Source organism: Prosthecobacter sp. SYSU 5D2, from assembly GCF_039655865.1.
Classification (GTDB): Bacteria; Verrucomicrobiota; Verrucomicrobiia; order Verrucomicrobiales; family Verrucomicrobiaceae; genus Prosthecobacter.
Window position 1 is genome coordinate 23,335 of record NZ_JBBYXL010000008.1, and the last position, 23,959, is coordinate 47,293.

The window sequence follows — 23,959 nt, forward strand, 5'->3', positions numbered from 1 at the left end:
GTGCCGCGCTTGCAGTTACTTGGGCCGCTTCCGAGAGGTCTTTTTGGCTGCGGCACTCTTTTTAGCCGTCAAGCGAGGAGCGGTCTTTTTACTCGTCTGGCGACGCATGCGGCCCAGGCCAGCGAGGAGTTCCTGGGAGCCGGGGGGAAGCTGGTCCTCTCCGGTCTGCTCTGCGGTGGATGGGGAGTCTGGGAAGAAGGTGCGCTGCAGTACACTGATGGTTTCCTGGCGCCTTTCCTCGTAGCCTTCCCCAGGGATAAAATCCGCATCGGGGTCCTGTTCAAGAAAAGGAATGCATGGGCAGCCCTTGGCACTGGCCAGCCAGGCTTTGAGATAGTTGCGCAGGTCTTCTATCTTCGTCTCATGGCGGCCCATGAGAGTGTCCTTCAGCCGGTTGACATTGGCGGAGCTGCTATTGTGCTCATGGGCAGGATAGCCGTCGTTGTCCAGCCAGATGACAGGGTAGGCCTTGCCCCGCATGACACCTTTGAGCTGGACGTCGATTTCAAAGAAAAGACGCATGTCCGAGGGCATGCTGGCGCAGATCATGAGGTAAGCCAGGTCAGCGGCGATGACGAGCTTCCGCGGTGAGGCGTGCTCTTTGAGCCTAAAGCCCATGTCCACCAGCGGGCCGATGTAGTCCTGATCATCGCTGAGGATGGTCTCGTCACAACCTTCTCCCTCCTGGGCATGGAGAGGTGAGCAGGGAATCTCCACATTGCCGACTGGAAAGCCGACGAGCCAGGCGGCCCCTTTGAGATGCAGCTCATGGCGGGTGGTGTCCGTGCTGTCGCTGTGCCAGTTGCAGGCGGCGCTGCGCAGGGCGCTAGCGTGCGCTTTGACATAGGCGGCGGCATCGGCTCGCTTCTCCAGCTCCACGGTGAAAATGAGTTCATCGCCCAGAGCTTTCCAGAGACGCGGCAGGCGCAGCTTGGGATGGTGGCTGCGGATGGCCTGAACGAGACGTTCAGGGAAATCGGCAAAGAAGCCGATGAAGAGTCCCACCCACTCCGGTGTCTGCTGCTTGGGGTTGCTCTGCTTGTAATGGGTGGAGCCGACGATGTCCACGCTCATGAAGAGCTTGAGCTTGGGCCTGACCAGCTCCTGGAATTCAGCCTCTTGCAGACGGTTTTTGATCTTCATCCCAAGGCAAGCGTTTTCAGGCGGATTTCGATGACCGCCTGGGACACTTGATAAAGGTCCGCCAGCCCTGAGATGCTGCGAAGCCGGGTCCAGTCCTCCCGGAAACGCCCGGCGGGCAGGAGAAAGCCTGCGGCAAACCAGTTGGCCTCCCATTCGCAACGGTCACTGCCTTCCCGGAAGATGCGGATGGGATTTTTTCCGCCATTGGAATGGAGGAAATAATGCCCTAGCTCATGGGCGATGGTGAAGCGGTTGCGCAAACGGCCGGCAAAGTAAGGCAGCCTGATGATGAAAGCGGGCTTGCCATCGGGAAAGACCTCCAGGCTGCCGCTGCCTTCACTCAGTTCCCAGGCATCATGCTCCACCCTGCCTCCCAGCCGGGCCACCAGATCATCCAGATTGATGCCAGGCTTATACCCAAGCGCATCGGCTACCTGTCCGGCATAGGTGTCCACGGCGGCCTTGGTGGCATTGGCCGGTATTGGTTCAGAAGATGCAGCTGGGACGGTGGCTGGCATACGGTGTGCTGATGAACATGAGCCTGGCTGCGGGTTCCGGCAAGAGGAATTTTCGGACGCCTGCCCCCGCGGTGCGGAGGCGGTTGTGCCGTTGACGGCGGCCTTCTCTCGTCCATTCTGGCAGTTCCCATGAGTTCCGCCCCTGCTGCCCAGCCTTCTCAAGAGTACCTGCCGGATCAGGCCGCCAAGGTGGATCACTTTGAGCGGCGCGACTTTGCCCGCAGGCTGGCGGATACGATCGTGAAACGCCGTCAGGAGGAATGCCTGACCGTGTCCATCGTTGGCTCCTGGGGCAGCGGCAAGAGCACAGTGCTGGACATGATGACCGAGGAACTGGACACCCGCACGGCGGACGAGGGCACGTGCCTTTTGGTGAATTTCAATCCCTGGAAATACTCAGGCCAGGACACGCTTCTGTATCACCTGTTTGAGGCCATGGTGAAGCGGATTGATCCGGACCTGAAGGTGCTGACGACGTGGCAAAACATGAAACGCAACGCCTCCAAGGCCAGGAAGTGGCTGAGCGCAGGTGGCGGAGCAATGTCTCATGCCTACATGCCTGGCAGCGGGGGAGTGACTAGCGGTTTGTTAAATGCCATCCTCCCGGAAGAGTTCAAAGCACATGTGGATGAACTCAAGGTGCAAACCGCCGATCATCTCAAAGGCAGCAATCTGCGAATGGTGGTCCTGCTGGATGATGTGGACCGGCTGGAGGCGGAGGAGATCCTGCTGCTCTTCCGCAGCCTGAAGCTGGTGGCAGACCTGCCTAACACAACGTTTGTCATCGCCATGGATGAGGACCACGTCAGTCAGATCATCTGCCGCCAGTTGGATGGCCGCCCGGAGACGGGGCGGAAATACCTGGAAAAAATCATCAACGTACGCCTGAAACTGCCAATCATTCCGCCCGAGGTGCTGGAGGAATATGCGCTAGAGAAGTTATTCAAAGTTTGGAAGGACTCGTCATCGGCGATTCTTCCAGAAGACAGCAGCCGCGTGCGGTCTATTTTCAGCCGATTGCACGCGCCCTTTGTACGCACACCACGCACGGTCAAAGCCATCGCCAATGCGTTTCAGTTTGCTCTTGGCATGCTGGTTGATGAGCTGCATCCAGGAGATGTGTTGCTGCTGGAGGCCACGCGGCTGTTGCATCCTCAGTTATACGAGAAAATTCCAGAAGTGATTCCAACCCTGCCGACAAGCGATGGTTTTGAAATTTTCGATACACTTGAGGATCGCCATGAGCCAAGGCACCAGGCCTGGGAAATTTTGGCAGGATGCCTGACTGAGGAAGTGAGGGCGTACAAAACGAGCATCCAAGATGCGCTGGAAGTATGGTTTCCCCAACTGGGTTCAATCATAACCTATGATGCAGAATACATTCGTCGTCGCCAGTTCATCTGCTCACCCGATTACTTCTGGCGTTACTTTTCCATGGGTATCCAGAAAAAGGATGTCCATGATGCGCGAGTGCGCGGCTGGTGTGCGCTGGCAGAGCGGGAGCCAGCCAAGGCGGATGCATCCTTGACGGAGCATCTTAGCAAACCCTACGCCCGCGTGTTTCTAAAGAAGGTGAAAAACTTTTGTGAGACAGACTGGACAGCACGCCAGGCGGTCATTCTGTCCCTGGTCAGGGTGACGAGCCAAAAGCCTGCGTTTCAACAGTCCGAAGATTGGAGACCGAGTTTTTGGAGAACAAGTGCAGAATTAGCTGCTGAATGGGTTCGCACCTTGACCAAAGAAGACCGTGTGATGGCAGCTCTAGAACTAGTGAAAAGAACGGAGGATGTGGATTGGAACATGACCTTGGGAGATTATCTGCGAAATGATGATAGCATTTATAATTTTAAACAGTTAGGCCAGTCACCGGGAAAACTGGACGAAGAAATGGCTGAGCAAAGTCTGGCTGCCTATGAAAACGGAAAAATTCCGGAGAGCAATGTGATGATTTGTTTCCGCGTGTGGTGTCTCTACAGACACCTTTCGGCAGTCAAAAAACGTTTGGAGGAATTGGCGAAACAGGAGCCTATTGTGGCTTTGCACTTGGTGACGGGACCTTGCACTTTTTCCAGAAGTGTACAGGGGACTGGCTGGCAATGGGAAGGGATGAAAGAGCTTACAAAAGTGGAACATGTAATCCCGCGCGCGATATTGAAGATAAAGTTGCAAGAGGCTTTGCCAGAGCCTCGCCCTGCAAACCTAGGGCGGAACGCGCCAGACAGCGAAATTCACACCCTTCAAGAAGTGGGCTGGCTGTGCCTGGACACGATTGCGGAAGCGGAAAAGCTGGAGGCAGCGGGAGCAATTGGCCCTTTCCCTGTCCACTCACAGAGAGCGCGTGATGCTGATTCCGGGGAGGCTGAAGGAGTGGAGTATCTGGAAGGGGCGCAAGATGGCACGCCGCCGGAGGATGGAAGAGGCCCGGCTTGAAACGGCCCTGACCTGCCAGGACTTGTCAAGTCCTACTCCTTGGGAACCCGGTGAACTTCAGTCCTCATTAACTGATCCCCCTTCCTGTTAGGCCATCTGTAACTTCAAAGAAGAGCGGTGCTGCGCTCGATCGCTTCCACCGCACTTGTTAGCTTTGCCCATCCAGCCCGTTGAATTGGGTAGCCGCTGTAAAGCGGGAAAAATTTGGCCGTCCGCCGGGGAACACCGACGCCGCACTGGGGTCCAGCAAGACCGTCCTGGAGACAGGTCCCCGGCGGGCAGCCGAACTTTTGCAAGTTCGATCACCATCCTGGCTGACCGGCCTCCTCCAGTCAAGCCGCTAACAAGAATGACCCGCAGAAGTTCCAGGCCGCCCTTTTCCCCGCCCGCTCCGTGCCAGACTAAACCTAACCAACGATGCCACCATGAAAACTGCCTCCGCCCACCGTCCCCAGCCTCCGCCTGCTGCTCCGCCCGAGCCCTCGCTGCCAGGCGTCGCCGCCGCCCTCGGCATTGACGTCTCCAAGCACAGCTTCAACGTCTGCCTCCTGGCCTACAAGGACGCCAAGCCTCAGCATGGGAAGTTCGTCTCCAGCCCCGAGGGCCACGCCGCCTTCATCACCTGGCTCCAGCGCACCAGCCAGGGCCGCAGCGTCCACATCTGCCTGGAGGAAACCGGCAGCTACGGCCTGGCCCTGGCCGCCTTCCTCCACCAGGCCGGCCACCACGTCAGCCTCGTCAATGCGGCCCTCATTAAAAACCACGCCCGCAGCCTCAACCTGCGCAACAAGAACGATCCCCTGGACGCCTGGATGATCGCCACCTACACGCTGGAACGCGTGCCGCCCCGCTGGCGGCCCCTGGCGGGCTCCCACCAGAAGCTGCGCGACCTGGCGCGCCGCCGCCACCAGATCCAGGCCATGATCATCCAGGAAAAAAACCACCTGGAAGCCGCACGCGACGAGTCGGTCATCAAGCACATCGGCAAGATGACCGCGCTGCTGCAAACCGAGCTCGATGGGCTCTGGCAGCAGATGCTCGCCCTGGTGGAGGCCGATGCGGCCATGAAACACCAGGAAGAACTGCTGCGCAGCATCCCCGGCATCGGCCCGGTGACCGCCGTCATGCTGCTGGCCGAGCTGCCGTGGCTCGACAGCTTCGAGAGCGCCCGGCAGCTGTGCGCCTACGCCGGGCTGAGCCCGCGCCAGCACCAGAGCGGCAGCAGCGCGAGGGGCCGCACGCGCATGTGCAAGCAGGGCCGCAGCAGCCTGCGCACCCTGATGTTCATGCCCTCGGTGAGGCTGTTGAGCAGCAAGCGAGGACCGCTGCGGGAGTTTGCCGACCGGCTGCTCAAAGCTGGCAAAGCCCCCAAATGCGTGGCCGGAGCGCTAATGCGCAAGCTCATGGCGCTGGTGTTTGCCATCCTGCGCTCCGGCAAGCCTTTTGATCCGCAATACCGGCCTGCACCCAAAGAAACCGCCGCCTGAAAAAACACCGCAAAAACCATTTGCCAAAACCTCACCATCTCCAGGACGCTTCGCGCCTTGCGGTGTCCTGGAAGCCCGGACCTGGCAGGTCCGGCTCCTTGGCCTGCTCCAGGTGCCGCTAGGGCCAGAGGATCTGGCGGAGGTTTTCGAGGGTGGTGGCGATGTCGCCGGTGAAGTCTTTGACGAAAGTGACGCACTTTCGCAGGCCCTTTGCAGCCAGGGTGAACCTCCCGCGGTTGGGCGTCGGGCAGGTCACGGCCTCCGTCAGCAATTCCAGGTGGGTGGCGGCCTCTTCCTGCGGCTCCTGCTCCAGGCAGGCGAGCAGGATTTCCACATCTTTGGTTAGGCTTTCCAGCAGGGTTTTCACCTCGTCATCGGGATGCTGCTGGATCAGGTTGTTGCAGTTTTCCATCGTCTGGGCCACCTGGCTGTGGAGGATGTCACGGGCGTGGATGCTGTTATCGTGAATGATCTTGTCTCCAAATTGGACGGGGGCATGGAAATGGTTCTCAACTTTACTAGCGCGCCCCTGCCGCATTTCATCCTTGGGCCGACGCTTCTCGCGCTCCTTGTTGCGCTGCGGGCGCTGGCTGACCTGGTTGAGCACGGTGGTCACTTCGATTTCTTCCAGCAGGCCGTTCACCATTTCTTGATGACGACCAATCTCCTTGCCTTCTAACTGCAAGTACTTCTCGTAGCCCACATAGACGTCCGGGTGCTTCGGCAGGGGCAGCTGGGCCTCCACGGGCAGATGGCCGGACCAGGAGCGGTGGATGTCTTCCAGGGTGCCGCAGATGAGCGCCAGAAAGGCCTGCCGCTGGCTCTTGCTGCCGCCGCGCACGCAGATGTCCACCTGGGCTTTTTCCTCGTCGCTGCGCACCAGGGCCTCACACGGAGCCTTTTTAAACTTGGCCCCGGTGCGCCACAGGCAGTGGCGGGCGATGTGAGAGTGCAGCCGCACCATGAGCCGGCTGATGATGCTGCCGGGCAGTACCTGGTATTGATAACGAAAGGCCATGGCTCCGGCCCAGTTCCCGGTGTCCACCTCGTCCTTGTTCAGCAGGTCTGGCAGGAACCACCGGTCCGTCTCCCCGTCAAAGGGGAAGCAGATCTCAAACCGGCGCATCATGGCGATGATGAAGTCTTGCTTGGTGCCTGGATATTGGCGGCCTTCCAGTTCAGCGAGCGATCGCGCCATGCTGGCCCGGTCCATGCGGCCGCCGGCGCGGATCAGCTCCGCATCATTGAGCAGCTTGTAAATGGCGCCCGTGACCCAGCCGGGGTCCAGTACGTTCAGCTCCTCCACCTGGGCGGTAGTGGCATTGCGGGCGCGGTCTTTTTCAAAGATGGCGTGCTCGCTGAAATGCAGCACGCTACCGAGCTGGTGCATGAGGCTGAGCAGGATGTCGCGGTGCTGGCGGTCGGCGATGCCGCTCTTCTTGGCTAACAAATGATACTCATCCAGCGTCAGGTAGGGGCGGCCATCGGTCTCCAGCGCGTCCTTCAGGTCCAGCCAGGTCTTCAGCAGAGGTTGGTCCACGCCCTCCACATGCTGCTCCACCGTCTGGGCGATGAGCTGGCGCAGCTCGTCCAGGCCCTTGCGGCGGTCCTCTTTTTCACAGTGGTAACAGCAGACTTCTTTGACGAAGCCCTTGATCTGCGGGTGGTCCTTTTGCAGGCCGGTCCAGTTGAGCTGCATCACCTGCTGGTCTGCCTTGTTGCAGACGATGATGACCGGCGAATCACCTCCATAGGAGGCGATCAATTTCAGCCAGTAGTCCATGCGCGTCTGCCTTTCGTTTTGGCGGCTGTCCAGCACTAGCACATACACGCTGCGATGCGTCAGGAAAAATTGATGCGTGGCATGCATGATGTCCTGCCCGCCAAAATCCCACACATTCAGCCGCACCCTGCCCAGCCGCCCGCAGTCCATGGATAAACGATGCCTTTCGATGCCATGCGTCTTGTCCTCCTTCGGGTTATGTTTCTCCCCACGAAGCTGGCGGATGATCGAGGTCTTGCCCACCTCGCTCTCCCCCACGACGAGGACTTTGACTTCGTTGAGCGGGCGTTTAACTCCGCCACGCTGCGCGAAGTAATAAGCGAGGATTTCTTGGGGGGAGGCGGGTTTTTCGCCCTGAACAAACTCAAAGTAATCTGCTCCAAGCACCTCATCGGGAAGGTCCAATTGAGCGTTCCCATGCAATATAAGCATCTCCAGATTTTTCAGATCATGCAAAAAAAGCGGCAGTTCCTGTAGCTCAGTACACTCTAGGAAAAAACTTACTAATGAGCGCAAACGACACAGTTCTGGTGGTAGGCGGGTGAGCGGGTTATAAGAGAGAAAAAGCCATGTGAGCGAGGTGAGCAGGCCGATCTCCGGTGGCAGGCTTGATAGCTGGTTGTTATCGAGATCAAGTTGCCTGAGCGAGTTTAGCAGTCCGATCTCCGGTGGCAGGCTCGTGAGCTGGTTGTGGGAGAGTTCAAGCTCCGTCAGCGAGGTGAGCTGGCCAATCTCCGGCGGCAATGCGGTCAACCCGAGTCCTCCTAAATTCAAAACTGTTCCATTTTTTCCTTGCTGACGACATTTCTCAATCCTTCTCAGCGCTTCATCATAAGCCGCCTGGGCATTGGAAAACTTGTGCTTGTTAGACATGCCACCTAAAATGCTTGGCCGTCAGGGAAATGTCGAGGCGCTTTCCGCCGCCACCGTCCTTTTCCCACGCAATTCCCAGGCCTGCGGGTAGGCGGTTGGCGCAGGGTGTGTGGTGGGGCGATGGGGCTACTCCTTCGGAGTAGACGGCCTCTGAAAGCGTCTCGACCAGTGACCGGAGGTCTGGCTCGCGAAGGCTCGCCTGACACTCCGGCTACTCATGGGTTAGCCCTGCGGGCTAGGGGGAAGGTTAGGCCTTCAACGCCTTCTCCCATTCCGCTTCCTTAAAACCCACGAGATGCACACCGGCGGACTCATCAATCGCGAAGGGCCGTTTCACGAGGTTGCCATTCGCGACGAGCATCTCCAGGGCTTCGTCGGTGGACATCGTGGGCAGCTGGTCCTTCAGGCCGAGGGCGCGGTAGTCCTGGCCGGAGGTGTTGAAGAGGGGGCGGAGGTCGCCGGTTTTGGCGGCCAGCATGGCGCGCAGTTCGGGCAGGGTGGGCGGGGTCTCGCGGATGGGGATTTCTTGATGGGGAATGGACCGGGCTTTGAGCCACTTGAGGGCGCTCTTGCAGGTGGAGCAGCCCTGGTAGGCATAGACTTTCAGCATGGCGGCGGAGGTTGAACGGTGGATGTTTTATATTACCAGCCTTTGGTGGAGGCTCCGGCGCCGATGAGCTCGCCGGCTTCGGCTTCGTCCTCGATCTCCTCCTCGTCCTCTTCCAGGGGGGCGAAGCGCTCGGACCGGAAGCCGAGCTCCTGCTTCACGGAGGAGTGCGGGTCCTCGGTGTTTTGCAGCTCTTTCAGCAGTACGAGGATGTCGAACTGGGCGTCGGTGAGCTGGATCTCGGCGTCGTCATTGACGGAGAATTTGGGGTTGGACCGGCCCACGGAGATGGCGCGGATAGTGTAGGTGCGGCCTTTTTTGGGCAGGGCGGTGTAGAGATCATAGACCCAGGGCTCGAACTGGTCATTGATGCAGACAACTTTTTGGCCGGTGGTAAACATGGGGAAAGGGGGGAATGGGGCTGACGATTGTTTGCAGCCGTTTGCGCTCGTTGGCAATGGGTTCAGTACGGATGGAGGGCCATTTTCACACGGCGGTTTTTCACCGGGCGATGCCGCTTTCCCGCAGGTGCTGTTTTAAACGGCGGGTCACTTCGGCGATGACTTCGGGCTTTTCCACGCAGCCGTGGTGGTAGGGCACGACGACCTCGGTGCCGGTGTCCAGATGCGCGCTGGTGTAGGGCACGACGCCGTCGCTGCTTTTTTCCAGCGGACCTTTGCCGAGCTGGCCGATGATGCTGTGATGCGGCACGGGGATGGGCTGGGAGTTCAGCGCCTTCAGATACGGGTGCCGGGGGGAGAGGGTGCCGATACTGAGAAAGCCGAACATGCCCCAGTCGCGCATCTGCGGGGTCAGGGTGTCAATGTTTCCTGTCATGATCTCCTTGGCCAGGACCATGGAATCCGCCGGCAGGCGGATGAGGCCGGTGAGGCGCTGGACGATGCCTTTGTCCGCCATGCCACTGCCGCGATGCGGTACGGTGATGAAGATGAGGCGCTTGATGTAGGGCTGCTTTTTGAAGCGCAGGGTGTCCTGCAGCCGCGCCAGGGTGCCATTGGAGACGGTGAGCTTTTCGGCCTCGCAGTTGAAGTAGGCGTTCCAGATGGCATCGCCGCTGTCGATGGTCTGCATGCGGCTCAGCAGGCCGCCCATGCTGTGGCTGACGAGGACCATGTGGTTCATTCCCGGGTCATCGCCCTCCGGGTCCAGCCGCGCGCGGGCCTGCTCCAGGGAGGTGCGCAGCCGCCAGGAGGTGGCGGGCACGGCCATGCCGGTGGGGTATAAAAAGTACCAGGGCTGGTAGTGGGCGCGCAGCTCCGGGTCCGCATAGATGGCGTTGATGGTGTTGTACCAGATATGCGGGTCTGACTTCAGCCCGTGGACAAAGACCACCGGGATGCGCTTCGGGTCATACATCTCCAGGCGGTAGATCTCGCTGTCATCCAGCACCTTGTCCGGGAAGAGCAGGCCCAGGAGGGAGAAGTCTTTGAGAAAGCGGTTGTTCATGGCCAGCTCCTTCGGCGCGGTGTAGTTGGCGGCCAGGGTGCGGGTGCGGCCGGCGATGTCCGCCTGCGGTTTGCGCAGCGGATTAAACAGGCGCAGGTGGCAGGTGCGGGCTTTTCCTGCCTCCCCGGGCGGGTCAAATTCCAGCACGGCGGTGAGGGTTAAATACGCGCCGTTCAGCGGCATCATCGGGTGCTGGGCCGCGAGCTTTTCTGAATGCACCAGCTGGCCCACCACGGGCACGCCCAGGCCGTCTTCGATGACCGGCGGGCAGTCCGGTGCCAGGCGCACCTCATCCGCCAGGCGGATACGGTCCAGCATGAGGGGGGAGACTTCCTCCGGGTTCCCGGGTGCGGGCTGCAGGTTCACCAGGTAGCGGCGTTCCTTCGCCTCAAAATAGCTGCCGCTTTCCCACTCGCGCGGGAGCTGGCTGCGGTTCCAGTCCTTCAGCAGGCGGGCCAGGGCGGACTCATAGACGGCCTCGGCCCGCCGCTTTTCCTGGGCGGAGGCGTCCGGATCTTTCAGCAGGTCCCAGGCGGCGGCGGCCTCGTCCACATGCGCGGCGATGAGCTTTTGCGTCAGGCCCTGCCACGGCCAGAAGGGCTCGCGCACGGTGGGCGCCTTCGGCGGGCCGATGCAGCCGGCCAGCAGGAGCAGGCACAGGCCCAGGCCGCCATGAAAAAAAGCCGGGGCCAGACGGCGCAGGCGGCTGGGTGTGGAGCAGGAGGAGTGGGAGGGCCGGGTGAAGAATGGCATCAGGTCAATGGGGCTGCTTGTCCGCTACCCGTGCTTCATACGCCCGGCTGTAGCGCATGAAGGTAAAAAAAGCGGTGGCGATGGCGATCCAGAAGCCGGGAAATCCATCCAGGAAGCCCAGCCGGATGAAATACGCGCGGAAAAACCGCCACCAGGGCCGGAAGACGGCATCCAGCACGGACCAGCCGCGGCCCTGCGCCTTTTCATGGTCGGCAAACACGTCCGTGTAGGTCAGGTGCTTGTCCAAATAATGTTTCATATCCGAAAACGAATAATGATACAAGTCTCCGCGCAGGGTGGTGTGCGGGCCGTCCACCACCAGGCGCTCATGCACCTGGCTGTTGGCGTGGCCTTCCCACTGGCCTTTTTCCCGGCGGAAGAGGCGCACCTTTTTATCCGGGTACCAGTCGCCATGGCGGATCCACCGGCCCAGAAACCACACGCAGCGGGCCATCCAGGCGGCGTCATGGGTGGCCGCATCTCCCTTTTCAAAGAAGGCCGCGATGGCCGCCTTCAGCTCCGGGGAGAGCTCCTCATCGCAGTCCAGGGCCAGGATCCAGGGCTGGGTGCAGAAGCTGTTGCAGAGGTTCTTTTGCGCCGCAAAGCCCAGCCAGTCCTGCTGCACAAACCGCGCGCCGAATTCCGCCGCCACCGCTGCGGTACCATCGGTGCTGCCGCTGTCCACGATGACGATTTCCTCCACCAGCCCGGCGGCGCTGGCCAGGCAGCGGCGCAGATTGGCCTCCTCGTTTTTGGAGATGATGGCGATGGAAATCGGATGCGGCATGGGCTTGGCATGATGGAAGAGGAAGAATGACGAATTGGAAATGGAAAAGTCTCTCTGTTTGCAATCCGTCCGCAGCCGCCTTCATGTCCCCCCCTTGCCTGCTGAACTTGCCAACCCCTCCTCTGCTGCGCCTGGCACACCGCCGTGGCTGTGGCCCCATGTCCTGAGCCTGGAGGCGCCCGCCGTGGCCATGCTCTGGCTGGCCGCGCTGGCCCGCATCAATGATTTCCGCCTCATGCCGGGTGTGCTGCCCGGTCTGGGGCTGGCCGTGTGGCTCATTTACCTGGCGGACCGGGTGCTGGACACCATCGGCGTGCCGCCGCAGCAGCTCAGCGCGCGGCATTTATTTTACCGCCGCTTCCGCTGGCCGCTGGTCCTGGCGGTCATACCCGCCGTGGCGGCCACCGTCGCCTGGCTGGCGCTGTGGGTGGTGCCGGTGGGCCTGCTGGCGCATTCCCTGGCACAGGTGCTGCCCATCGGCCTTTACCTGGTGCTGTATTCCATCACCGGCCGGCGCACGCGGCGCTGGCTCATCCAGGCGGGCGTTTTGGTGCTGCTGTTTCTGCTCAATACCCTGCCGCTGCCCGCCACGGTCATGGTCCCGGTTTCCCTGCTCATCGCCGGGGCCACCATCCTCGTCTTTCGCCTGAACTGGGATGAGCAGGTGGGCCGTTTTTTCCGCAAGGAGGTGGCCGCCGGGCTGCTCTTCGCCTTCGGCTGCACCACCTGGACGCGCTTTCACGCCCTGGGCAGCGAGGGGCCGGACATCTGGGCGGAGCTGGTCCTCCTGGGCCTGCTCTTCGTCAGCAATCTGACCGTCATCACCGCCCGCGAGGAAGCACCGGCAGGCGCACCCGGCAGCGGCCCAGGCTCCGTGCGCGGTGCCATCGCCCTGTGCGTGGGCGCGCTGGCGGCCATCCAGTTTGCCTACCTTCCCGCCACCCTGGTCCCCCTCACCTGGGCCGTTCTCGCCGGGCTCGTCGGCCTGGAGATCCTCTGGCAGAAGCGCCGCCATCTCTCCCCGGAGGCCTTCCGCGTGTGGGCGGATGTCATCGTGGCCATTCCCGCCGCCGTGCTGCTTCTCATGCCGGAGGCTTCCTCCTCCGCCACAGACGCCGCCGCCTGCTGCCTGTGAGAGACTTGATGAAGTCTCAAACAAACTTTGTGCACCTTTTCTCAGGTGCGCTAAATTGCACGTCCCATGGATCCCCTGATTCAACTCCTCCAAATCAATTCCAACCGCTCCACCAGCGAGCTGGCCCAAATCTTGGGCCTTTCTGAAGACGAAGTCGTGCGCCGGATGCGAGCGGCGGAGGCGGACAGGACGATCCTGGGTTACAACGCCGTCGTGGACAAGCACAAGGCCGGCCATCGCGGCGTCACCGCCCTCATCGAGGTGCGCATCACGCCGGAGCGCGAGGGCGGCTTCGACCGCCTGGCCCGGCGCATTGCCAAATTTGACCAGGTGCGCGAATGCTTCCTCATGAGCGGCGGCTATGACCTGGCCGTGCTTGTGGAGGGAAAGGACCTCCTCGACGTGGCCAACTTCGTCGCCGAAAAGCTCAGCACCCTCGGCGGTGTCCTGTCCACGGCCACCCACTTCCAGTTGAAGGCCTACAAGCAGTCCGGCTTCCTCGCCAACGGCGGCGATGACGAAGAACGTCTGCCCGTCAGTCCATGATCTTCGTTTGAGAGGCCTAACCACATGGATTACAACAGCAAAATTTCGACCCAGATCCGCGACCTCCCGCGCTCTGGCATCCGGGACTTTTTTGAACTGGTCATCGGCCGCAGCGACGTGATTTCGCTCGGCGTCGGTGAGCCGGACAAGCCCACGCCCTGGCCCATCCGCGAAGCCGCCATCCGCTCGCTGGAAAAAGGCCAGACCAGCTACACCTCCAACCTCGGCCTGGAATCTCTGCGCGTCGCCATCAGCGGCTACGTGGAGAACCAGTTCCGCGTGAATTACGATCCCAAAAAAGAGATCCTCGTCACCGTCGGCGTCTCCGAGGCGCTGGACATCGCCTTCCGCGCCATGCTGAATCCGGGCGACGAAGTCATCTATCACGAGCCCTGCTACGTCTCCTACTCCCCCAGCATCAAGATGGCCTACGGCGTGCCCGTCGTCGTCGAGACGCGGGAGGAAAACCTCTTCGCCCTCATGGCCGCAGACGTGGAGAAAGCCATCACGCCCAAGACCAAGGTCATCGCCCTGAACTTCCCCACCAACCCCACCGGCGGCGTCATGCCACCGGAGGAGCTGGAAAAGATCGCCGCGCTGGCCGTGAAGCATGATTTGTTAGTCTTCACCGACGAGATCTACTGCGAGCTGCTCTATGACAACCAGCAGCACAAAAGTATCGCCGAATATCCGGGCATGCGCGAGCGCACCGTCCTGCTGCACGGCTTCAGCAAAGCCTTCGCCATGACCGGCTGGCGGCTCGGCTACGCCTGCGCCCCCGCCCCGCTCATCGAGGCCATGATGAAAGTGCACCAGTACTGCATGCTCTGCGCCCCCATCCTCAGCCAGATGGCCGGGATCGAAGCGCTGAAAATGGGCTCCAGCGCGTATGAGGACATGCGCCTCAGCTACGAGCAGCGGCGCAATACCATCGTCAGCCGCCTCAACGGCATGGGCCTGCACTGCTTCAACCCCGGCGGCGCCTTTTACGTCTTCCCCGAGATCCGCAGCACCGGCCTCACCAGCAAGGAATTCGCCATCGGCCTGCTCGAGAAAAAGAGCGTCGCCGTCGTCCCCGGCACCGCCTTCGGCGCCGCCGGCGAAGGTTTCGTCCGCTGCTGCTACGCCACCGCCCCCGACCTCATTGATAAAGCCATGGACCTCATGGAAGAGTTCGTGAACGAAGTGCGCGCCGGGAAGCAGGCCGCCTAACCGATGGTTATAATTCAAGACCCCTGGCTCATTCGTGGGCCAGGGGTTTTATTTTTGAGGGCATCTCATAGAGCCCGACGAGCGGATGATAAATTCCAGTTTCCGTTTCAAGTCCAGATGCCCAAACGTTGCATTCAGTGATCTGTGGCAAACGACTTCATTGCTTTCAATTCGCTTGCCACCATGGGAGAGCGGAAGCAGATGCTCAATGCTGGCCTCCTCCTCTGGCAACACCTGGCTGCAGAAAAAGCAGCGCCCTCCTTGCAAGTAAAGCATCTTGCGCAGCTTGTTGAGCGGCTTCTCTTTCGACTCCACCTTGACCGGGGCGACCGCTGCTGGAGGCGTGTCTATATTAGCCTCCCCTGAATGATCTTGGTCAGGGCTTTTCTTTCGACCCTGGCCTTTCGAATGACCTCCCGTTGCGCCGGTGTGAATTCACAATCGGACATCTTCCCTGGAAATAAAGTTCCCAGCGGCACGCCTTTTTGAAGACGTTCAGCATATTCCTGGACCGCAGCATCGGTGACGGTGTGTTTCATCGTTTGATCATTGTCAGAGGTACTCTTTCCCACCCATGCTGAGAAATCAAGCAGGCTCGATTGGGAGGCTCTCTGTTCGGTTCATTTTGACCCGCAACAGGGAGGTGTGGGCAGTCATGGATCTGCACACTCCAAGTCCAAACGGGCCACCTGCCAGGTCTTCCAAGCCAAAGGGCTTGTGCTTCGCTCAATCATGGGAGGCATTTCAATTTCTTCTCCACATTGCAATAGAATTCGACAGCCTGACACAGAACATTTTAAATGCGCTCGAAAAACGTTTTTCACTAAAAACAGCTATTTCAGCAAATGGTGAAAACTTTCCTTTACTGAAATAGGCTTGTTTTTCCATTTGGAAGGTGGTAGAATAAGCCTGTGGTCAAGATTGCCGAAAAGTTCTCCGAAGACGAATGGGTTCCGCAATTCGAGGCGGTTCTGCGCCGCCTCATCGCACGCATTCCCTTCTTAAAGCTGGAGTCTTTGCGGAGCGAGGTCTCCTTGCATCCAAGAACCCGAGGCCCTGTTCCTCACCACCCACCGCACGCAGACTGGCTGCTGAAGGTCAAAGCCAGCAGCCAGTCCTGGACCCTCATCGCTGAGGCAAAAAAACTGGGCCAGCCACGTGAGGTGCGGACGGCGATCCTGCAGCTCAGGCATTCTCTTTCCCTTTTGCCAGCAGGCCGGTCCGGTTACGGCATCATCCTGGCACCGTTCATTTCAGAAGAATCCGCTCGGCTTTGCGAGGAGGCCGGCATGGGGTATGCGGACCTGGCGGGCAATGCGTTCCTGTCTTTTGGCCAGGTTTTCATCCAGACGCGTGTGGCAGAAAATCCTTTTTATGAAAAGCGGGCGGTCAAATCCATCTTCACGCCCAAAGCCGCGCGCATCCTCCGCCAGCTTCTTCAAGGCCCGCTGCAAGTCTGGAAAGTGAAGGACCTGGCCTCCGCTGCCGGAGTCAGCCTCGGGCATGTCAGTTCCGTCAGGCAGCAGTTGCTGGACCAGGAATGGGCGGTGGAGGAAACTCCTGGCCTTCGCATCACACGGCCCGATGCGGTTCTGGATGCCTGGGCGGCATCGGACCGCTGGAAAGAACGCACCGAAACCCGGGAGTACTCCTTGCTGCAAAAGGACCCGCTGAAAATCGCCACCCAGGTTCACCGCCTGCTTGGCCGCCAGCCCCATGCCTTCACCCAATGGCTGGCCGCCGGGCTGCGCCACCCGCACAGCTCCACACCCGTCACCAGCGTGTATGTAAAACAGTTCCCAGATGAAGCGGCGTTGCAGACGCAGTTGCTGGCACGGCGCGTGGAAACCGGCGGCAGCCTGCGGCTGGTCATGCCTTCAGATGAAGGCGTCATGAATCCTCTGCAAACCGTGCGTGGGCTGCCGCTGGTGTCCGATGTCCAGCTTTATCTGGACCTGTCAGGCGCAGGCCTCCGCGGCGAAGAAGCCGCCCGTGAACTGCGCCAATGGAAAGACTTTTCAGGAGGCTGGTCATGAGCAAGCACGACACTTTTGCCGATTATCCTGCCCGTGGTCTGGCTGCGGCGGAAGCGGCTCTTTTAACGGTCTGGCCCACGCTCGCCCGTTACCACGATGACCTTGTTCTGGTAGGCGGGCTGGCCATCCACTGCCTGACACGCCAGGAAAAAAACGGCTGGCCCGGCGCAGTGACCATGGACATTGATTTTGGCATCTCCCTGGCCACGGATGGCGGACAGTATGGCACCCTTCAGGCAGATCTGAACGGTCTGGGTTTCAAACCGGACAAGTTGCAGGCCAATCGGATTGTGCGCCAGGTGGACGGCATGGCTCTCTACATTGACTTTCTCACTGAGGCTCCATCCGCCATCACGGGAACACGTATCGTGGATGATGTGGTGGCCAGTGTCTTTCCCGGCATTAACCGTGCACTCGCCTCACGGCAAATGGTCAAACTGGCCGGTCGCGACATTTATGGCGGACTTCAAAACTGTGAAATCGCCGTGGCCGGCATTGGGCCGTTGCTGGTCTTAAAATTGAATGCCTTCGGCGGACCGACCGGCCGACGGCATCCCAAGGATGCTTATGACATCCTTCTGGCAGTGACCTCTTACACAGCAGGCCCCCGTGCAGCAGTGCAGGCATTTCGTGACGAAGCCTTCAAGAATAACCAAGGTTTCGCCACGGCCAAAGAGGCTCTGAAAAGGGATTTTAGTTCCCCGCATGCTGACGGCCCCGTTAGAGCTGCAGCCTTCCTGAACGGAAGCACGGATGAACGCCAGCGCATTCGTGAAGAACTCGTCACAGCAGCGAAGTTCATGCTTGAGGAATAGCCTTCATCTCTGCAACAGCACCCTCACCGTGTTCGTTTCCACCCCCATGCTCCGCTCCCTCCTCCTCCTTTCCCTCGCCCTGCTCCCCGGCCTGCTCCCGGCTCTGGACACCGCCAAACTGGCCGCTATTAAACCCGCCATGGAGGAGGCCATTGCGGCGAAACAGGCGGCGGGCATCGTCACGCTGGTGATGGACAAGGGCAAGGTGGTGCATCATGAGGCGGCGGGGCTGAGCAACATCGGCAAGGGCAGGCCGATGGCAAAGGACGCGGTGTTTTGGATCGCCTCCATGACGAAATCGGTGAATGCGACGGCAGTGATGATCCTGGTGGATGAGGGCAAGCTGGCGCTGGATGAACCGGCCTCCCAATGGCTGCCGGAGCTGGGGGAGATGAAGCTGGCGGATGGCAGCGCACCGGCCAAACCGATCACCCTGCGCCTGCTGCTGAGCCACACGGCGGGCATCGCCTTTCCGCCGCGCAAGGCGACGGATGGAGCCATCTCCCTGAAGGCCTACGTGGCCACGCTTCTGAAGGCGCCCCTGGCCTTTCAGCCCGGCAGCGATTATGAATACGGCTTTGGCCCCACCGTCGCCGGGCACATCATTGAGCGGGTCTCCGGCATGAAATATGAAGACTTCATGCGCACGCGGATCTTTGAGCCGCTGGGCATGAAAGACACCACCTTCAACCCCACGGAGGCGCAGCGCGCACGCGTGGCCAGCACCTACACGATGGATGAGGAGACGAAGGAACTGGCCCGCGCCTACAACCCGTTTCTCACGGACGATGCTGACGTCAGCCGCGCCCCGGAGCCCGCAGGCGGTCTCTTTTCCACCGCAGCGGACATGGGGCGTTTTTATGCCATGATCGCCGCCGGGGGCGAGCTGGACGGTGTGCGCATCGTTTCCGCCAAGGCCATCCAGGACATGACCACGCCCGTCACTGCCGGTGGCCGCCCGCTCACCTACGCCTGCGGCTGGCAGACCAACCGGCCCGACCAGCGCGTCTGCGCCGCCATGCCCGTGGGCAGCTTTGGCCACGGCGGCGCCTTTGCCACGAATGGCTGGGTGGACCCTGCCAGCGGCATCGTCACCGTGTACCTGGTGCAGAACGTCCTCGTCCCCGACAGCGGCAAAGCCCGCGAGACCTTCCAGCGCCTCGTCATGGACGCCGCCGGCATCGAGGTCACACCTCCGGCGGTGGCGAAGAAGAAAGCGAAGGGGAAGCAGAAAAAAGCGAAGTGAGTTCCGGCGGCCCGGGACACTGAATGTGTCACAGCCGGGCCGGATTGGCCTATCTTCTATCTTATTACCGGTCACTCCTGGCAGTCTCTTTGCCGGCGAGGCCTCCATTGTCATACCCAGCTCCCAAAGCCATGCCTACCACCCAGAACTTCATTGATGAAGCCGTCCAAACCCAGATCACGGGCCAGACCCAAGGCTCATTTGCAACCCAGTCGGCCCCCGACCTTGGGACAAGGGCGAATCTGGACCCCTTTGGACGGCTTTCCCGAGAGCCTCAAAACGTCCTGGGAAAGTATGACTTTGACGCGCTTCCGCCTGATGCTACGGCCAGTTTTTTAAAGAAGATGGACCTGCTGGTCAAGGATGACGTACCGAAGGCTGCAGACCTGGCGCCGGCGAATCTGGCCCTGAAACCCAAGCAAAACGGCGTCACCCACGATGTCCCGCAGATCCAGCACTCCATCTGGGTGGGCCAGCCGCTCAATGGTGACTCCGACAAGAAAAAGGCTTTCATGGCCCAGCTGGTCGAAAACAAGCGGCTCAACCCTGCCTGGGATGTGGTGCTGTGGACGGACCAGCCCCGCGCCGCCTTTCATCAGATGCCGCCGGATCCCAGCATTGAGCCGATGAAAAAATGGGCCGCAGACAACAAAATCATCCTGGCCAGCATTGATGAAATTTACGGGCAGAAGGACAACCGGATGCAGCTGCACATGGAATGCAAGCTGGAGCAGAACAAAGGCGGTACCGGCCGTGCCGCCGCCAGCGACATCATCCGCCTGGAAGTGCTGAACCGGTTTGGCGGCATCTATGTGGACGGTGACAAACCCTTCAAAAAATCCCTGGATCAAATTGCCGACCTGGCTCAAAACGCCTCCATCAACCTGCCCGGCCAGGTCAATCCTGCTCACGGCTTTGTCTCCGCCTCCGAAAGAAACAGCCCGCAAAACTGCGCGCTCTGCAGTGTGAAAGGGGGGGCGGTGACCCAGGCGCTGCTGGACCACATCCAGACACAGTACGCCGTGCCCAGAAACCAGCTGTCCAAGGACGGCGTCATCCTCTCCAAAGTGGATGCGGCAAAGAGCCTTGAAACTGGGGACCGCATTCCCGTCATCACCGATGATGGCAGGCCGCAACGGGTGGAGGTCATCACCCGCACCGGCCCCACGGCCATCAAGGCCGTGGTCGGCACCCAGGCTCTGATGCCCGCGGATGCCCTGCAGACTTTTACCGGCACCACCAGCTGGAGCCAGGAGTTCAGTTACAAAGGAAAAAACGACCTCAGCCTCCAGAATGACCACTCACTGGACAGTCTGCCGGACCTGGCCCAGCCGAACGTCCGCACCCAGATCCTCACCGATGCCCCCTCTCTGCCCGGCCTGCCCGACAACATACCGGATATCCGCACCCTGGATAACGGCCGCCAGGTGGACGTCACCGCCCACATCAAAGCCGCCCTCCAGCCCGCCCTCACCGCCCTCTGCTACACCTCCGCCAATGAAAACGGCCGCCTGGATCTCAAGCACATTGAACCGCACCTGGGCAGCCTGAATGCCGAGGAAAAACGCGTCCTGGTCCACGCCGTCGTCCAGTCCCTCGCCCAGCCTGAATTTGCCGGCGTGGCAAGTAACATCACCAGCCTGGCCGTGCCCAAGGAACTGGGCATCGCCAAAGAGACCATGGACCTGCTGGCCAACCACCCCAGCTTTCAAAACCTGGACATCAAGGGCTACTGCATCAACCAGGCCGCGCTGCATAACGATGTGGCCTTTCTCAAATACGCCGCTGAACTCAATCCCCCCGTCTCTCTCAGCGCCCCTGCCGGAGAGCGGCTGGACTACGGCGTGGATACCGGCAACCCGGTCAAAGGCTTTGCCACCGCCACACCGCTGCAGGCCGCCGTGAACGGCAACGCCACCGCCGCCGTCCGCTTCATCCTCTCGCAGCCTGCCGAACAAACTTTCAGCCAGGCCGCCTTTGATGCCAAGCTGGATGCCCTGAAGGTGGCCATGACCCTCACGCAGCCGGAGGCCACCGTGGCCATCACCCGCAATCTCACCGACCTGATTCAGGGCCAGGCCAACCAGCAGGACCTCCAGAAAGCCCTCGACAAGGCCCTGGTCAACGGACTGAGCGAAGCGGCCGCCAACATCAAAAAGAATGCCTATGAATCCCCGGAGGAAAAATCATGGGACCTGTTCACCGAGCCCGTGCAGCAAGACCTGGCCGACCTCGTCCACGGAACAGGGCCGCTGCACGGGCTGAATGACCAGGACCTCCGCGCGGAGCTTGGCAAGCACATCCAGGACGCCTCCATCACCAAAATTCAGAATCTGGAAGGCTGCGATGGCGATCTCCAAAAAGGGATCGCCCGCCTGGTCAACACCGCCCCAGGCCTGCAGGCCACGCGCAACGAAAAAATCACCATCGCCAAAGCGGCCGCCGGGCTGGAGCTGGTGGAGCAGATCTCCAAGATGCCGGGCATGGCTGATGCAGCCCAAAAATTCGGCCCGCAGATCGCCGTGGACGCCCTGTCCCATGACATCGCGGATCACGCAGCCAGGCTGGCCGCCCTGAAGGTGCCCTGCCAGGACCTCCCGGCTCATCAAAAGGCCAAACTTTGCGACCAGCTCCTCAATGCAAAAACAGAACTGGGAGGCCCGCTCCAAACGGTCGAGATGGCCCAAAGCCTGGGCGTGGAGGACGATCTGCTCAAAGCTGCCGCCCTCAGGGAAGACTCCGAAATCATCACCGCCTCCCTGAACCGGGAGCGCGCCCTTCCTGACAACATTGATCCAGGGACCTTTGACCTGGAAGCGGAGACCGCCATCGCCCACGCCAAGCTGGCCAATTCCGAAGCCGTTAAAAACGACTACAAAGGCGTGGATGCCGCCAAGGTGGCCGCCATGACGCCTGCGGAAATCAAAGAAAAGGCCCAGGCCGCCCTGGTTTACAGCCATGACCGGCTTCGTGACGACAGCACCGGAGCCGGATACCGGGTGAAAGGCTGGTCTGCAGCGCTCAATGAAATGATGCAGAGCCCGCACGTGGCCAATGACAAGAAACTCAGTGACCTGCTCAGCGCCACCAAGGCCCAGGTGGATGGCATGAATGACAACAGCCTCAAAAACACCCTCCGAAAGACAGCCCAAGAATATGGAGGTCCGGACCTCAGCCAGCGTGAAGGCACCTCCCGACTGGGCAAACTGCGGGACTTTTTTCATAAGCCAGACGCTCCCGCCGTTGCCGCCACGCCAGCGGTTCCAGGAAAACGGGTGTGACGGCCGGCAGCCCGGGGGAGCGTGGCGGCGGTGGCAAACTCAAAAAGCTTACACCGCCAGCTTGCGGCCCCTCACCTGCAAATACACCCCGAGCGCCAGCAGCAGCACATCCCGCACGATGAGCTCCAGGTGATTGCTGCTGGCCTCGCTGCTGCCGAAGCAGCCGCACTGGATGTCAATGCCCCGGTACCACGAAATGGCGATGGCGATGAGAAAGGCGACGAGGGTGGCATTCAGCACCAGCAGGCCGCCTTTGCGAAACAGGCCGCTGATGACCGCCAGGCCGCAGAAGATTTCCAGCCAGGGCAGAAACATGGCCAGCCACGCGGCATACGGATCCGGCAGCAGGTCAAAGCTGCGCACATCCATCACAAAAACGCCCGGGTCCGCCGCCTTCAGCGCCCCCGCATACACAAACACGCCCCCGAAGAGGAGATGCAGAATGACGTGGACGATGCGGGACATGAGGGCGGAATGAAGCGGGTTATCGAAGCGATGCCACTGGTTTCACCACAGTCAGGAAGGGTCCGGCATCCTGCCAAAATGCGCCGCCTTCCTGAGCAAGCATTTTCTTAAACCACTAATGATCACTAATAGACACTAATCCTCAGAAACTGTTTGGATCATTAGTGTTTATTAGTGACCATTAGTGGTTTTCAAATCTTGAATCTTGATGCGCTTGCCCCCCTGTAACGCCTCACGCCGGCACCGCGCTGCGCAACTGGTTCGCAATCGCCAGGAAGGCATACGACGAGGCGGATTCGGTCACGTCTTCCAGGGCGATCGGGTGGCCTTCGTCACCGGCTTCGCGCATGGCCATTTCAATGGGGATCTGGCCCAGGAGCGGCACGCTGAGGCGCTTGGCTTCGTGCTCGCCGCCGCCTTTGCCAAAGATGTGATAAGACTTGCCGTTGTCCGGGCAGAGGAAGTAGCTCATGTTCTCCACAATGCCGAGGATGGGCACGTTCACCTTTTGGAACATGGAGACGGCCTTGCGGGCATCAATGAGGGCCACTTCCTGCGGCGTGGTGACGATGACCGCGCCATCCAGGGCCACCGTCTGCACGATGGTGAGCTGGATGTCGCCGGTGCCCGGCGGCAGGTCCAGGATCAGGTAGTCCAGATGGTCCCAGGCGCACTGGCGGAGGAACTGCTGGGTGTACTTGGTGGCGATGGGCCCGCGAACGATCACAGGCGCGTCATCTTCCAGCAGAAAACCCATGCTCATGAGCTGCAGGCCGTATTTTTCGATGGGAATGATCTGCTGCTCGTCATTCTGATACGGGCGCTCATTGGTGCCGAACATGTGGGCGATGCTGGGGCCGTACAGGTCGCAATCGCACAGGCCCACGCGGGCGCCGGTTTTGGCCAGGGCCACGGCCAGATTCGAGGCGACGGTGCTCTTGCCCACGCCGCCTTTGCCGGAGCCGACGGCGATGACGCGCTTCACGCCGGGAATGGAGGATTTCGGCAGCTTGTCCGCCGTGCCGGCCACGGGATTCGGCGGCTCCTTGATGTCAAAATTCAGCTTCGCCTCGGTCACGCCGGGCAGCTTTTGCAGGACGTCCATGGCCTGCTCATGGATCAGCCGCGGGATGTTCGGGTCCCGCGTGGCCACGGAGATCTCCACGGTGACCTTGCCACCTTCGATGGTGATGTCTTTGACAAGGCCAAAGGAAATGATGTCGCGGCTGAAGCCAGGGTAGCGTACCTGGGCCAGCGCCTGGCGGATTTCGGGGTCGGTGGGCATATCGGGGGTTGGGATACGCTTTCGCTAACGGCGCAGACTGAAAACTCAAGCGCGTTTGCATGCCGCGCCGGAAAGACGTTTTCGGCATCC

At 60.6% G+C, this 23,959-nt stretch carries 20 protein-coding genes; 10 read left to right on the forward strand and 10 right to left on the reverse strand.

Annotated features, from left to right (window positions below):
* Positions 1-15: 15 nt before the first annotated feature.
* Positions 16-1,143 carry a hypothetical protein gene (locus WJU23_RS14605; RefSeq protein WP_346333336.1) on the reverse strand — a complete coding sequence of 376 codons (1,128 nt, stop codon included), beginning with the start codon at positions 1,141-1,143 and terminating at the stop codon, positions 16-18.
* Complete coding sequence (locus WJU23_RS14610; protein WP_346333337.1) at positions 1,140-1,661, reverse strand: ImmA/IrrE family metallo-endopeptidase; 522 nt, start codon at positions 1,659-1,661, stop codon at positions 1,140-1,142. Before WJU23_RS14610 ends, WJU23_RS14605 begins: the two co-directional genes overlap by 4 nt.
* Positions 1,662-1,790: 129 nt before the next feature.
* On the opposite strand from WJU23_RS14610, the gene WJU23_RS14615 reads away from it, so the two are divergent.
* Together WJU23_RS14615 and WJU23_RS14620 are read left to right on the forward strand one after the other, a co-directional pair.
* The gene (locus tag WJU23_RS14615) at positions 1,791-4,091 is read left to right on the forward strand and encodes a P-loop NTPase fold protein (RefSeq protein WP_346333338.1); all 2,301 of its coding nucleotides are present in this window, start codon (positions 1,791-1,793) and stop codon (positions 4,089-4,091) included.
* A gap of 425 nt (positions 4,092-4,516) precedes the next feature.
* Positions 4,517-5,578, forward strand: a complete 1,062-nt coding sequence (locus WJU23_RS14620) for an IS110 family transposase (RefSeq protein ID WP_346333339.1) — start codon at positions 4,517-4,519, stop codon at positions 5,576-5,578.
* 118 nt (positions 5,579-5,696) lie between these two features.
* Here the strand turns inward: WJU23_RS14620 and WJU23_RS14625 are convergent, their stop codons facing one another.
* The 5 genes from WJU23_RS14625 to WJU23_RS14645 form a co-directional block, all read right to left on the reverse strand.
* Positions 5,697-8,234: a COR domain-containing protein gene (locus tag WJU23_RS14625; RefSeq protein ID WP_346333340.1), complete on the reverse strand. Its 2,538-nt coding sequence runs from the start codon at positions 8,232-8,234 to the stop codon at positions 5,697-5,699.
* 247 nt (positions 8,235-8,481) lie between these two features.
* Positions 8,482-8,844, reverse strand: a complete 363-nt coding sequence (locus tag WJU23_RS14630; RefSeq protein WP_346333341.1) for an arsenate reductase family protein — start codon at positions 8,842-8,844, stop codon at positions 8,482-8,484.
* A gap of 32 nt (positions 8,845-8,876) precedes the next feature.
* Positions 8,877-9,242, reverse strand: a complete 366-nt coding sequence (locus WJU23_RS14635; protein ID WP_346333342.1) for a hypothetical protein — start codon at positions 9,240-9,242, stop codon at positions 8,877-8,879.
* Positions 9,243-9,342: 100 nt separating this feature from the next.
* Positions 9,343-11,061, reverse strand: coding sequence for a hypothetical protein (locus WJU23_RS14640; RefSeq protein ID WP_346333343.1), 1,719 nt, complete (start codon positions 11,059-11,061; stop codon positions 9,343-9,345).
* Between the two features lie 4 nt (positions 11,062-11,065).
* Positions 11,066-11,848, reverse strand: a complete 783-nt coding sequence (locus WJU23_RS14645) for a glycosyltransferase family 2 protein (RefSeq protein ID WP_346333344.1) — start codon at positions 11,846-11,848, stop codon at positions 11,066-11,068.
* Between the two features lie 94 nt (positions 11,849-11,942).
* On the opposite strand from WJU23_RS14645, the gene WJU23_RS14650 reads away from it, so the two are divergent.
* The 3 genes from WJU23_RS14650 (at position 11,943) to WJU23_RS14660 (ending at position 14,741) form a co-directional block, all read left to right on the forward strand.
* The gene (locus WJU23_RS14650) at positions 11,943-12,983 is read left to right on the forward strand and encodes a hypothetical protein (protein ID WP_346333345.1); all 1,041 of its coding nucleotides are present in this window, start codon (positions 11,943-11,945) and stop codon (positions 12,981-12,983) included.
* A 66-nt stretch (positions 12,984-13,049) separates the two neighbouring features.
* Positions 13,050-13,529: an Lrp/AsnC family transcriptional regulator gene (locus WJU23_RS14655; protein WP_346333346.1), complete on the forward strand. Its 480-nt coding sequence runs from the start codon at positions 13,050-13,052 to the stop codon at positions 13,527-13,529.
* A gap of 24 nt (positions 13,530-13,553) precedes the next feature.
* A complete protein-coding gene (locus WJU23_RS14660; RefSeq protein WP_346333347.1) occupies positions 13,554-14,741 on the forward strand; it encodes an aminotransferase class I/II-fold pyridoxal phosphate-dependent enzyme in 1,188 nt (395 codons plus the stop codon).
* Between the two features lie 347 nt (positions 14,742-15,088).
* On the opposite strand, the gene WJU23_RS14665 is transcribed toward WJU23_RS14660, so the two are convergent.
* Complete coding sequence (locus WJU23_RS14665; protein WP_346333348.1) at positions 15,089-15,280, reverse strand: hypothetical protein; 192 nt, start codon at positions 15,278-15,280, stop codon at positions 15,089-15,091.
* Between the two features lie 35 nt (positions 15,281-15,315).
* Here WJU23_RS14665 and WJU23_RS14670 point away from each other — a divergent pair, with 35 nt between their 5' ends.
* The 5 genes from WJU23_RS14670 to WJU23_RS14690 all read left to right on the forward strand — a co-directional run bounded on the left by WJU23_RS14670 (position 15,316) and on the right by WJU23_RS14690 (position 22,119).
* Positions 15,316-15,615, forward strand: a complete 300-nt coding sequence (locus WJU23_RS14670) for a hypothetical protein (protein WP_346333349.1) — start codon at positions 15,316-15,318, stop codon at positions 15,613-15,615.
* A 37-nt stretch (positions 15,616-15,652) separates the two neighbouring features.
* Entirely contained in the window at positions 15,653-16,777 is a 1,125-nt protein-coding gene (locus WJU23_RS14675; RefSeq protein ID WP_346333350.1) for a hypothetical protein, read from the forward strand.
* Positions 16,774-17,592, forward strand: coding sequence for a hypothetical protein (locus WJU23_RS14680; RefSeq protein ID WP_346333351.1), 819 nt, complete (start codon positions 16,774-16,776; stop codon positions 17,590-17,592). The genes WJU23_RS14675 and WJU23_RS14680 overlap by 4 nt, the downstream gene beginning before the upstream one ends.
* 46 nt (positions 17,593-17,638) lie before the next feature.
* Positions 17,639-18,838: a serine hydrolase domain-containing protein gene (locus WJU23_RS14685; protein WP_346333352.1), complete on the forward strand. Its 1,200-nt coding sequence runs from the start codon at positions 17,639-17,641 to the stop codon at positions 18,836-18,838.
* 131 nt (positions 18,839-18,969) lie between these two features.
* Entirely contained in the window at positions 18,970-22,119 is a 3,150-nt protein-coding gene (locus WJU23_RS14690; RefSeq protein ID WP_346333353.1) for a glycosyltransferase, read from the forward strand.
* Positions 22,120-22,167: 48 nt separating this feature from the next.
* Here WJU23_RS14690 and WJU23_RS14695 read toward each other — a convergent pair whose 3' ends face one another.
* Positions 22,168-22,584 (reverse strand): MauE/DoxX family redox-associated membrane protein, encoded by a 417-nt coding sequence (locus tag WJU23_RS14695; RefSeq protein ID WP_346333354.1) that lies wholly within the window; start codon positions 22,582-22,584, stop codon positions 22,168-22,170.
* A gap of 232 nt (positions 22,585-22,816) precedes the next feature.
* Positions 22,817-23,869 carry an Mrp/NBP35 family ATP-binding protein gene (locus WJU23_RS14700; RefSeq protein WP_346333355.1) on the reverse strand — a complete coding sequence of 351 codons (1,053 nt, stop codon included), beginning with the start codon at positions 23,867-23,869 and terminating at the stop codon, positions 22,817-22,819.
* Positions 23,870-23,959 lie beyond the last annotated feature (90 nt).